The sequence below is a fragment of the Blattabacterium cuenoti genome, from assembly GCF_014252275.1.
GTDB classification, from domain to species: Bacteria; Bacteroidota; Bacteroidia; order Flavobacteriales; family Blattabacteriaceae; genus Blattabacterium; species Blattabacterium cuenoti_O.
In genome coordinates, this window is sequence record NZ_CP059214.1 from 528,626 (window position 1) to 540,395 (window position 11,770).

9 protein-coding genes, 1 tRNA gene and 1 pseudogene are annotated in these 11,770 nt (G+C 24.6%); 5 read left to right on the top strand and 6 right to left on the bottom strand.

Annotated features, from left to right (window positions below; genetic code table 11):
- Window positions 1-109: 109 nt before the first annotated feature.
- Window positions 110-3,188 (bottom strand): annotated as a pseudogene (locus H0H42_RS02555) (preprotein translocase subunit SecA); the annotation flags it as partial.
- A 20-nt stretch (window positions 3,189-3,208) separates the two neighbouring features.
- Window positions 3,209-3,442 (bottom strand): DUF2795 domain-containing protein, encoded by a 234-nt coding sequence (locus H0H42_RS02560; RefSeq protein ID WP_185868776.1) that lies wholly within the window; start codon window positions 3,440-3,442, stop codon window positions 3,209-3,211.
- A 108-nt stretch (window positions 3,443-3,550) separates the two neighbouring features.
- Here H0H42_RS02560 and fmt point away from each other — a divergent pair, with 108 nt between their 5' ends.
- Together fmt and H0H42_RS02570 are read left to right on the top strand one after the other, a co-directional pair.
- Window positions 3,551-4,513: a methionyl-tRNA formyltransferase gene (gene fmt, locus H0H42_RS02565; RefSeq protein WP_185868483.1), complete on the top strand. Its 963-nt coding sequence runs from the start codon at window positions 3,551-3,553 to the stop codon at window positions 4,511-4,513.
- Between the two features lie 57 nt (window positions 4,514-4,570).
- Window positions 4,571-4,837 (top strand): HU family DNA-binding protein, encoded by a 267-nt coding sequence (locus H0H42_RS02570; RefSeq protein ID WP_185868484.1) that lies wholly within the window; start codon window positions 4,571-4,573, stop codon window positions 4,835-4,837.
- A gap of 59 nt (window positions 4,838-4,896) precedes the next feature.
- On the opposite strand, the gene pdxH is transcribed toward H0H42_RS02570, so the two are convergent.
- Window positions 4,897-5,553 carry a pyridoxamine 5'-phosphate oxidase gene (pdxH, locus tag H0H42_RS02575; protein ID WP_185868485.1) on the bottom strand — a complete coding sequence of 219 codons (657 nt, stop codon included), beginning with the start codon at window positions 5,551-5,553 and terminating at the stop codon, window positions 4,897-4,899.
- A gap of 58 nt (window positions 5,554-5,611) precedes the next feature.
- Between pdxH and H0H42_RS02580 the strand changes: the two genes are divergently transcribed.
- Together H0H42_RS02580 and pheT are read left to right on the top strand one after the other, a co-directional pair.
- A tRNA-Met gene (locus H0H42_RS02580) sits at window positions 5,612-5,685 on the top strand.
- A 62-nt stretch (window positions 5,686-5,747) separates the two neighbouring features.
- On the top strand, window positions 5,748-7,862 hold the full coding sequence (gene pheT, locus H0H42_RS02585; RefSeq protein ID WP_185868486.1) for a phenylalanine--tRNA ligase subunit beta: 2,115 nt from the start codon (window positions 5,748-5,750) through the stop codon (window positions 7,860-7,862).
- Here pheT and H0H42_RS02590 read toward each other — a convergent pair.
- Both H0H42_RS02590 and trxB read right to left on the bottom strand, forming a co-directional pair.
- A complete protein-coding gene (locus H0H42_RS02590; protein ID WP_185868487.1) occupies window positions 7,859-9,301 on the bottom strand; it encodes a glycine--tRNA ligase in 1,443 nt (480 codons plus the stop codon). The two genes, pheT and H0H42_RS02590, sit on opposite strands and share 4 nt — an antisense overlap.
- A 22-nt stretch (window positions 9,302-9,323) precedes the next feature.
- Entirely contained in the window at window positions 9,324-10,262 is a 939-nt protein-coding gene (gene trxB / locus H0H42_RS02595) for a thioredoxin-disulfide reductase (RefSeq protein ID WP_185868488.1), read from the bottom strand.
- Between the two features lie 45 nt (window positions 10,263-10,307).
- Between trxB and H0H42_RS02600 the strand changes: the two genes are divergently transcribed.
- Complete coding sequence (locus tag H0H42_RS02600) at window positions 10,308-10,751, top strand: type I restriction enzyme HsdR N-terminal domain-containing protein (protein WP_185868489.1); 444 nt, start codon at window positions 10,308-10,310, stop codon at window positions 10,749-10,751.
- A gap of 8 nt (window positions 10,752-10,759) precedes the next feature.
- Here H0H42_RS02600 and gap read toward each other — a convergent pair whose 3' ends face one another.
- Window positions 10,760-11,770, bottom strand: coding sequence for a type I glyceraldehyde-3-phosphate dehydrogenase (gap, locus tag H0H42_RS02605; RefSeq protein ID WP_185868490.1), 1,011 nt, complete (start codon window positions 11,768-11,770; stop codon window positions 10,760-10,762).

An 11,770-nucleotide genomic window follows, 5' to 3' on the forward strand; every position in this document is an offset into this window, starting at 1 on the left:
TATCATGAAAATAAATTTATTATTTATTGATAATATTTGTTTTGTTCAAAAACAATTTTATCCATGGAATGTTTATTTGGAACAAAACAAATATTTTTATTGGAAATATTTGATTGAATAAGAAAAGAAAGAATCTTTCTATTCATTTCATAGATTCTTTCTTGAAAAAGATTAAAAGCATTTTGTTTATAAACAATCAAAGGATCTTTTTGTTCAAAAACTGCATTCTGTACAGAAAAACGTAAATTATCCATTTCTCTTAAATGTTCTTTCCATACTTCGTCCATGAAAAATATTATAGTATTTTTTTCAAAAATTGAGAAAAAAGATTTTCCTTGATTTTTAATTAATTCATCTATTTTCGATAAAACATATATTGAATTTTGTTTCCTATCGGAAAAAATCATTTGAATATAATAAAAATCTTTATATTTTTCCAAATATTTCGATCCAACATAAGGGTGGATATTGTTTTGAATTATATCGTTCTTTTTTTCTTTATATTTCTTCATAACTAACTTATAAAGAGTATAAACATCACGATGGTGATCATTTTTAGAATGAAAATCATTTTTTTCAAACGGGAATTTAATTCCAAAAACATAATAAAATTCATATTTTATATCTTTAAAAGAACAAGAATGTTGATGGATTATATAATCCAATACAAAATAAATCATATTGGAAATATCTAAATCTATCTTGTTAAGAAATAAAGCATTTTTACGTCTTTTGTAGATAAATTCTCTTTGTTTATTAATAACATCATCATAATCTAACAAACGTTTTCGAATACTAAAGTTGTTATATTCTATTTTTTTTTGTGCTTTTTCAATAGATTTTGTTAATAAAGGATGTTGTATAATCTCTCCTTCTTTATGTCCAAATGTTTCCATAAGATTAGAAATTCTTTCTGAATCAATAAATAAACGAATTAAGTTATCTTCCAAGGATACATAAAATTGTGTTGTTCCCGGATCTCCTTGACGACCTGATCTTCCTCTCAATTGATTATCTATTCTCCTAGAATCATGACGTTCTGTCCCCAATACGGCAAGACCTCCACAATTTACTACTTCATCAGTCAATTTTATATCTGTTCCACGACCTGCCATATTAGTTGCTATGGTTACTACACTAGAACATCCTGCTTTTTCTATAATATCAGCTTCCTTTTCATGCAATTTAGCATTTAAAACATTATGTGAAATTTTACGAAATTTTAAGGATCTACTCAAAAATTCTGATACTTCTACAGAAGTAGTCCCTACAAGAACAGGGCGTTTTTCTTTCGTAGATAAAGAAATGATTTTTTCGATAACTGCATGATATTTTTCTCTCTTTGTCTTAAATACAAGATCCTGAAAATCTTTTCTTTTTAACGGTTTATGCGTAGGAATTACAACAACATCAAGTTTGTAAATATGCCAAAATTCTCCAGATTCTGTTTCTGCAGTTCCTGTCATTCCACATATTTTTTTGTACATACGAAAATAATTTTGCAAAGTAATATTTGCAAAAGTTTGAGTGGATAAGGCAATTGCTACATTTTCTTTTGCTTCTATAGCTTGATGTAACCCATCAGAATATCTACGTCCTTCCATAATACGACCGGTTTGTTCATCAACTATTTTTATTTTACCATTCATCAAAACATAATCCACATCTCTTTCAAATAGAGTAAAGGCTTTTAACAACTGATGTATCGTATGAATTCTTTTTGATTTTATGGAAAAAATGTTCAGTAATTTTTCTTTTTTTTGAATTTCTTCATCTTTTGGTAAATTCATTTTTTCCAAATACGAAAATTCTAAATTCACATCAGGTAATATGAAAAATTCTTTATCTTCTACATTTTTTGATAAAAATTCGATCCCTTTATCTGTTAATTCTACAGTGTTATTTTTTTCATCAATTACAAAATATAAATCTTGATCTACCTTATACATTTCTCTTCCATAATCTTGCATATATCGATCTTCGATCTTCTGTAAAATTAAACGAATGTTTTTTTTGCTTAAAAATTTAAGTAAAGATTTTTTTTTAGGTAATCCTCTATGTGCTTGAAATAACTTAAAAGCGCCTATTTCTTTAGATCCTTTTTTGATAAGTACCTTGGATTCTTTTAAAAAAGAATGTACAATCTGATTTTGTTGATAAACTAGATTAAATACTTGATTTCTGAATAGTTCGAAATCTTTTTTATTATCTTTTTTCTTGTCTACAGGACCAGATATAATGAGTGGTGTACGAGCTTCATCAATTAAAACAGAATCAATCTCATCTATTATAGCATAGTTCAAATTTCTTTGAACTAAATCATTTTTATTATTAACCATGTTATCACGCAAATAATCAAAACCGAACTCGTTATTAGTTCCATACGTAATATCCGATTGATAAGCCTGCTTCCTTCCCTTTACATCAGATGATGCATAGTTATCGATACAATCGACTGTTAATTGATGAAATTCCATTAACGGAGACATCCATTCAGAATCTCTTTTTGATAAATAATTATTTACTGTTACAATATGTACACCTTTTCCAGATAAAGCATTTAGATAAGAAGATAATGTTGCAACAAACGTTTTTCCTTCTCCTGTTGCCATTTCTGCAATTTTTCCATGATGTAATACTACACCACCCATCAATTGTTCATCATAATGAACCATATTCCAATTTCTTAATCTTCCACAAACATTCCAATTATTTTTCCAAATTGCTTTATCTTTTCTTATAGAAACATAAGATTTCTTTTGAGAAAGTCTTATATCAAAAGGTGTTGATTTGACAATCAATTCTCTATTTTTTTTAAAACGTTTAGCAGTTTCTTTGATAATAGAAAATGCTTCCGGTAATATTTGTATTAATATTTTTTGTTCTTCTTTATAACATTCTTTCCTTAACTTTTTTATATCTGAATAAAAACCTTCAATGAGTTTTATAGATTCAGATGAATTTTTAATATAAAAAAATAATTTTCTTTCCTTTTCAAAAAATCTTTCTAAAGACGTTTTGATTAGATTTTTTAATTGTTGTGTTCTATTTCTTAATTTATCGTTAGATAACGTACATATTTTTTGTTCCTCTTTTTTTATTTTTTTTAAAAAAACATTTATTTCTTTAAGATCTTTTTGATGTTTATTTAAAAAAAAATTTCTTAAAATTGACGTAATAAAATTCATTAGAAATTAAGTAACTTTTTTTAAAGTTCATATTCATCTCGATTCCAATAAAAATCTTCGTCGTCACGTGGATAATCGGCCCATAAATCTTCGATTGATTCGAAAATTTCTCCATCGCCATTTTCCAACTGTTGTAAATTTTCTACAACTTCTAATGGAGCGCCAGTACGAATAGCAAAATCAATTAATTCATCTTTTGTTGCTGGCCAAGGTGCATCTTCTAAATGTGAAGCTAATTCTAAAGTCCAATACATATTATGATAGATATTTTTATTTTTATATATTTGATTTTCAAAAATCAATGAACTTTTTCATAAAAGTGCAAGATAAAGTTCATGATTTAAAATTGCAAAATAAATTTCATGAATAAATTTCCAAAGATAGTATTTTTCGGCTCTAATCATTTTTCTATTTATTCAATAAACGAATTATATAATGAAAAATACAATATTGTTGGGATTATTACAACTCCAGACAATGAAATTTTTCATGGAGATCAATCTTTTTCTCCCGTAAAAAAATATGCTATACAATATAGCATTCCTTTTATGCAACCAAAAAATCTTCATAGTTCTCTTTTTTTAAAAAATTTAAAAGCATGGAATCCTGATTTGCAAATAGTCGTCTCTTTTCGCATTTTACCAAAAAAAATTTGGAATTTACCAAAAATGGGCACTATTAATTTACATGCATCTTTTTTGCCACAATATCGTGGACCATCCCCGATCAATTGGGCAATTATAAACGGAGAAAAATATACTGGAATCAGTGTATTTTTCATCGAAAAAAAAATAGATCATGGAAAAATCATTATACAAAAAAAAATAAACATAGAAAAAGAAGATACCGCAGGCGATTTGGAAAATAAAATGAAAAAAATTAGCGGTAAAATACTCCATGAATCTATTCAAAGTATTTTAAACGACAATATAAAGACAATTGATCAAAAAACAAAAAATATATATTTTCTTAAATATGCTCCAAAAATATCTTCTATTGAATGTAGAATACAATGGAAACATTCATCTATAGAATCTATTTATAATAAAATAAGAGGTTTAAGTCCATATCCAACAGCATGGACAATTTTATGTTTAAATAAAGAAAAATATGTTCGATTTAAAATATTTATTGTAAAAAAAATTTATAGCGTCCATTCTTTTCAGATAGGAAAAGTAATACTTAAAGATTGTAAGATGATGATTTCAGTAAAAAATGGATTTATATCTATTATAGAAGGACAGATAGAAGGAAGAAAAAGAATGTATGTAAAAGATATTTTTAATGGAATTCTCCATCTAAAAAAAAATATTTTTGTTGAATGAAATCAAATTGTTTGCATATAATATAAAAAATATTTTTAACTAAAAAAAATTACATTCATGAATAAAACAGAACTAGTTAATTCAATTGCTGAAAAAACTGGAATTACGAAAATAACTGCAAAACATATAACAGATGCATTTATTCAAACAGTTATTGAATCATTAAAAAAAGGAGATAAAGTCACTCTAGTTGGATTCGGAACATTTTCTGTTGTGAAAAGGAATTCGAGACAAGGAGTCAATCCTAGAACAGGAAAAAAAATATATATTCCAGAAAAAAAAGTTGCAAAGTTTAAAATAGGAGCAGAATTATCCAACTTGTAGAATGATATAAAGAATAGTAATAAAAATTTATTAATTTTATTTATTACTATTCCTTTTTTTTAAGGATATAATCTTTTAATTTCCCATAAATTTTTATCTTTTAATGTGTAAATAATCCTTTCGTGAAGTCGATTAGGTTGTCCTTGCCAAAATTCCATTCGATATGGTTGAACGATATAACCACCCCAATCAAAAGGACGTTCTATATAACTTTTATTTTTTATAAAAAATATTTTCCATTTTTTATATTGTTCTTCTAATTTTTCTTTAGAAACGAGAAATGAACTTTGTATCGAAGTCCAACATCCTATTTTATGTTCTTTAGGTCTTCTATTAAAATATTCATCTGATTTTTTTCTATTTATTTTTTGTATATCTCCTTTTATAATAATTTGTCTTTCCGTTTGATTCCAATAAAATGATAGACAAACTTTCGGAAATTGATAAATAGATTTTCCTTTGTTACTACGATAGTTGGTATAAAAAATAAATCCATAATTAGAATATTCTTTTAATAATACAATTCGATTTTCTGGACATCCATCTTTTCCTATCGTAGAAAGAGACATGGCATTTATTTCCTTATATTTTTCATATAAAGATTTTTCTTTATCAAACCAATTATGAAATAATTGTAAAGGATTATTTGGAATATCATATTCTAATAAACGATTATGTTTATAATTTTTTCTGTATTTACTTAAATCGATATTCATAAATAAAATATATTTAAATTTAAAAACATTTTAGTTTTTCTTTGATATAATCATCAAAGGCGTGATAGCTCAGTTGGTAAGAGCGTTGGACTCATAACCCAAAGGTCGGAGGTTCAAATCCCCCTCACGCTACTATTTATTTTAATAAAATTAATTTTTTTCATTTATTTTCATCATCTACAGATCATTAAAAAATGAAAATATCATACAATTGGATAAGAGATTATATATCCTTTAAAATTAACATTCAAAAAGTATCTGATATATTAACAGATATAGGAATTTCAGTTAAAAATATTAAAACAATTATAGATTATCATAATAAAAAAGATTATCTAATAGATCTAGAAATTCCTGCAAATCGAACAGATATTATGAGCCATTATGGAATAGCAAGAGATTTATATGCTGCATTAAAATATCGAGGATATAATACTCAATTCATAGGGTACGATCTTTATGATAATAAATGGAACGAAGAATTATGGATAGACAATCCTGTTGAAATTTTTATTAAAAATGAAAAATGTCATCGTTATTCTGGAATATCCATTTTTCAATTAAAGATAATAAATACTCCTATTTGGATGAAAAATCGATTAAATTTAATGAATATTTCTATTACAAATAGCATTATAGATATAATCAATTTCGTATCCTATGAGTTAGGGATCTCTTTCCATTTTTTTGATTTAGATAAAATTAATAATCATAAAATTTTTGTTAAAAAATATTGTGATATTTCTAATAATAAGAAATTAAGAAGATTTACATGGAATGATAAAATTTTAAAGAAAATTGATCAAAATGATTTAGTTATAACAGATAGTAACGAAAACTTGTTGTCTATAGCAGGTATCATAAATAATATAAGATATAATTCCTATAAAAATAAACAAAACATTTTTATAGGATGTGCTTGTTTCGATCCGTTTTTATTGCAAAAAATAAAAAAAAAATATAATGTAAAAACGAAAGATTCTTTTCTTTTTGGAAAAGAAACAGATCCAAACCAAACTATTTTTTCTTTGAAACGATTAATTTTTTTATTAAAACAAATTGTTTCCAAAGATCTTAAAATTTCTAAAATAGTTGATGTTTATCTTTCTCCTAGATATCCTAATAACATTAAAATTTATTATAAAAAAATCTTTAATATTCTTGGAAAAAAAATAATCAAAAGAAAAATTAAAGAGATTTTATCGTTTTTAAAAATTTCAATTCATTTTGAAACAGAAAGTTTCTTGATAATTTCCATTCCTACTTATAGAACAGATCTTAAAAGAGACATTGATGTAATAGAAGAAATATTACGAATGTATGGAATTAATAAAATTCGAACATGCAATTATATGAAAATTTTTCCACCTCATTCATTTCATTATAAAAATGAAAATATTATACGAAACATTATTTACAATCAGCTTATTTCTTATGGATTTAATGAGATTATTTCTTCTCCTATGAGATCTTATAATCAAGATTCTATTTTATTAAACTCTTTTTTTAAAAGAGATAAGATTGAGGTGATAAACCCTATAAACAAAGATTATAATTCATTACGATCTAGTATGTTATTTGGCATGTTAGATTGTATAAAAAAAAACTATAACCGAAATAAAAATATTATAAAAAAATATATAAAATTATTTGAACTTGGAAAAATATATTATAAAAAACATGATATATCCTATGAAAAATCATGTTTAGGAATATCTATATTAGATATGGTATTTAAAAAAGATAATCAATATTTCTATAATTCCTTTTTGCATTTAAAAGGAATTATAGAAAAACTTTTTAAAAGAATGGGTATAACTGATTATACACAAAAGCATTCTCAACATCCTTTATTGGATAAAGGAATTTCTTTATTTTATGATCATAAAAAATTAGCAGAATTAGGAAATGTAAAAAATCATTTTTTAGAAAAAAAAATGATTTTTTATGCAGAAATAGATTGGAAATATTTCATATCTATTATTAAAAAAATAAATACTATATTTTATCCGTTTTCTAAATATCCTTCATCAAAGAGAGATTTATCCATTTTAATTAATAAGAGTATATCATTTGAAGAACTATATCAATCAATTAAAAGAAAAGAAAATAGTATAATAAAAAACATTGATATCTACGATATTTATGAATTTGGAAATATTTCAAATTCTCAGAAATCTTATACCATTAGTATTCTATTTGAAAATGATAAAGAGACATTAACTGAAAAATTGATAGATAGTTCAATGGAAAAAATTATTTTTTTTCTAAAAAAAGAATTTAAAGCAAAAATAAGAGGAGACTATTAATTATGAATTTTTCTTAAAATAGATTTTAATTCAGTTTCTTTTTTGATTACATCTTTTATTTCATTAATATGAATTCTATATTGTTTCATTGAATCTCTATATCTTACAGTAACAGTTTCATTTTTACATGTATCATAATCAATGGTAAAACAAAGAGGTGTACCTATTGCATCTTGTCTACGATATAACTTTCCAATAGATTCTGTATGATCATATAATAATTTAAAATCAAACTTAATATTATTAAACAGTTTTTTTGCAATTTCTGGAAGTCCATCTTTTTTCACTAAAGGTAAAATTGCTGCTTTTATAGGAGATAAAAAAGAAGGTATTTTTAATACAGTTCGTATTTTACCATTGTTTATTTTTTCCTTTTTTAAAGAAGAAGAAAATATAGTAAAAAAACATCGGTCTAACCCCAAAGATGTTTCTATCACATAGGGAAAATAATTTTTTTTTGATTTATCAAAAACTTTCATATTTTTTTTTGAATAATTTTCATGTTTGATTAAATCAAAGTCTCGACGAGAATGGATGCTTTCAATTTCTTTAAAACCAAAAGGAAAATTAAATTCTATATCTGTTCCTAAAGATGCATAATGAGGAAGATGAGTATTTTCAATAAATCTGTATTTTTCATCACCTAAATTAAACAATAAATGCCATTTCATTCGCATGTTTTTCCAATATTTGAACCAAAATTTTTCTTCTTCAGGAAGAATAAAAAATTGCATTTCCATTTGTTCAAATTCTCGTAATCTAAATAAAAATTGTCTTGCAACAATTTCGTTCCTAAATGATTTTCCTATTTGAGCAATGCCAAAAGGAATTTTCATACGATTAGATTTTATAACATTTTGAAAATTAATAAATATTCCTTGTGCTGTTTCAGGTCGAAGAAATAAGTTTTTTTTCCTATGATCTTCAATCTTAAACATCATATTAAAATATTTTATATCCGTCCAATGATTAGTATGACTAATAGGATCATGAATATTTAATTCATGAATCAAATCTTTAATACCTAATAGATTATTATTACTTAAACAATCATATAAACGAGATAATATTTCTTTACGTTTTTTTTCGTTTTTATAAAAAAATTTTTCAACATGATTTTTTATCAAAAGGTCTGGACGATATCGTTTTTTAGAATCTTTATTATCAATTAATAATTCATTAAATTTTTGAACATGTCCAGAAGCGGACCAAACATCAGAATGCATTAAAATAGAGGAATCTATTCCTACAATATTATCATGAATCTGCGTCATAGATTTCCACCAAAAATCCTTAATATTATTCTTTAATGCAACTCCATATTCTCCATAATCATAAATAGCATTTATTCCTCCATATATTTCACTAGAAGGAAAAATAAATCCATATCTCTTGGAATGAGAAACCAAAAACTCAAGAAAATCCTTATTTTTTTCCATTAAAGAAAATGTTTTTTTTCTTTTAAAAAGAAGACAAATATCTATCTAATTCTAAAGCAGAAATGCATCCACTAGATGCAGCAGTAATTGCTTGTCTATAACGAAAATCTACTACGTCTCCTGATGCAAAAACTCCTGGTTTATTAGTAGAATTTTTAGGATGTTTAACAACAATAAAATTATTCTTATCTAATTCAATTTGATTTTCAAATATTTCTGTATTTGGTACATGTCCTATCGCAATAAATAATCCGCTAATAAAAATAGTCTTTTGTATTTTTTTTTTTTTATTTAAAATTTTGATTCCTTCCAAATATTCATTTCCAATAATTTCTTGAACAATCGAATCAAAACAAATTTCTACATTGTGTTTTTTATATATTTGTTTCTGCAATATTTTTGATGCTTTGAAAAAATTTTTTCGTACAATAAGATAAACTTTTTTGCAAATCTTTGATAAATATAAAGCTTCTTCTAATGCTGTATCCCCTCCACCTACAACGGAAACGCATTTTTTTTTATGAAAAAATCCATCACAAGTCGCACAAAATGAAATTCCCAATCCAATAAATTCTTTTTCTTTTTTTAATCCCAAAAAATTAGGACGTGATCCAGTAGCAATAATTACTCCAAAAGTAGATAAAAATTTTTGATGATCATCAATAAATATCTTATGTATTCCTCCTATTTTTTTAGAAAATATTACGTTAATAACAGATTGATTGATTATTTCTGTATGAAATCTTCTTGCATGTTTTTCACAATGATCCATTAATTCTTTTCCATTTATTCCTTTATAAAATCCCAAATAATTATCAACATCATTTGTATCTATCAATTGTCCACCTGGTTTAGGACCAGAAATTAAAATAGGATTCATATCTGCTCTTGATGCATATACTGCTGCGGAATATCCTGCTGGACCTGAACCAATAATAATACATTTATTTATATTAGACATATAATTTGTAGATATGATTAAATTTAAAAAATAATATTTTTAAATATGTGTTTTATTTCTCTTAATACTTTTATAAAAAAGCATATAAAATTAAAAAAAATAAAAAACAACATATACATATACTGCGTAATACGCAAAAAACTTTTCCTCTTTAAAAAAGAAGAACTAACTCGACAATATATCATTTTTTTATTAAAGAAAATACGAAATTATGAATATACAAATATTCTTGTAGAATTCCCTATCTGCATAAATGGAATTCATAAAAGAACAGATATTCTAGTAATAAAAACTCATCAAAAACCTCATATATTAATTGAATGTAAATCCCCATGTATAAAAATTACACAAAAAACATTTGATCAAATTTCTATGTACAATACAGTCATTAATGCTCCATTTTTATGGATAAGTAACGGAATAACTAACCTTTTATTTAAAATTGATAAATTAAATAAAAAATATTCTTTTGAAAAAAAAATACCTTAATAAAGGTTTTAATTACTTAAAGAATCCATATGTATTATAAGATCTATTAATTTATTAGAATATCCTACTTCATTATCATACCAAGAAATGATTTTTAAAAAATTATTGGTTAACATTATACTTGATGTTGCATCAAATATAGAAATTCTTTTATCTCCTATAAAATCTGTAGAAACAACTGGATCTTCTGTATAACCTAATATTCCTTTCAAAGTTGTTTTAGAAGCATTCTTCATATAATATTTGACTTGATCATAATTTGTTTCATTTTTTAGACATACTGTAAAATCTAAAACGGATACATTAGCGATAGGGACTCTAAAAGCCATCCCAGTAAGTTTTCCATTCAAACTAGGAATAATTTTTCCTACGGAATTAGCAGCTCCTGTGGATGAGGGTATAATATTAATCATAGATGATCGACCTGATCTCCAATCTTTATAAGAAATATTATCCACTACTTTTTGACTAGAAGTAGATGCATGAATCGTAGTCATTAATCCATGAGAAACTCCAAAATGATCATGCAAAACTTTTACAATAGGAGATAAACAATTTGTTGTACAAGAGGCGTTTGATACAATATTATCTCTTTTTTTCATAGTTTTATGATTTACTCCCATAATAAACATAGGAATATCTTCTTCTTTTGGTGGTGCGGATAAGATAACTTTTTTAGCACCTGCTTTTAAATGTTTATTAGATAATTCTCTATTTAAAAAAAGTCCTGTAGATTCTACTACATAATCGATATTTAGATTCCCCCATTTTAACTTTTCAGGATCTTTTATATTAGTTACTTTGATTCGTTTTTCATCTAAAAATAGATCATCATTTTCAATACGAATATTTCCATGAAATGATCCATGGATTGAATCATATTTTAATATGTAAGCTAAATATTCTATAGAAACTAAATCATTTACAGATATTATTTCAATATCGTTTCTATTTATAGCAGATAATAATATCATTTTTCCTATTCTACCAATCCCATTAATTCCTATTTTAATAGACAT